General features: G+C 59.6%; 1 protein-coding gene. It reads right to left on the bottom strand.

The features are described 5' to 3' along the window. Positions 1 to 669 (bottom strand): cadherin repeat domain-containing protein (locus F0155_RS23255; RefSeq protein ID WP_150526943.1); only part of this gene is annotated, 669 nt, incomplete at both ends.

The raw sequence follows: 669 nt of genomic DNA, 5'->3' as shown, positions 1-669 counted from the left end.
TGGAGGTGGAGCCATCAGTGGAGACGGCCTGTACGTTCACGGTGACGCTCGTACCCGCCTCATAGTCGAGCTGGGAGCTGTCGGCGACCGTGACCACCCCGGTTGTCGGGTCAATTGCAAACGGGCCATCGGTGATGACATTGCCGGAGCCGTCAACGATCTGGTAGCTGACTGTGTCTGTACCATCCGCATCGGAGGCAGACGCGGTAATACCAACTGTGGTGCCAGTTGTTGCGCTCTCGGAGACGGAGTTCGTAGTTGTATCCGCATCGGTCACAGCAGTGACGTCGAACTCGTCAACGTCGGCGAGATTGACGGTAAACGTCTCGGTGGAGGTGGAGCCATCTGTGGAGACGGCCTGTACGTTTACGGTGACGCTCGTACCTGCCTCATAGTCGAGCTGCGAGCTGTCGGCGACCGTGACAACGCCGGTTGCCGGGTCAATTGCAAACGGGCCATCGGTGATGACATTGCCGGAGCCGTCAACGATCTGGTAGCTGACTGTGTCCGTACCATCGGCATCGGACGCGGACGCGGTAATGCCAACTGTTGTGCCGGTCGCGGCAGATTCAGAGACGGAGTTGGCCGTGGAATCCGTATCGGTGACGGGTGTGACGTCGAACTCGTCAACGTCGGTGAGATTGACGGTAAACGTCTCGGTGGAGGTGG

Origin of the sequence: Roseibium sediminis, assembly GCF_008711325.1 — a bacterium.
Taxonomy (GTDB): Bacteria; Pseudomonadota; Alphaproteobacteria; order Rhizobiales; family Stappiaceae; genus Roseibium; species Roseibium sediminis.
Note: the sequence above shows the minus strand (reverse complement) of the source record. Positions and strands in the feature narration are given on the sequence as shown.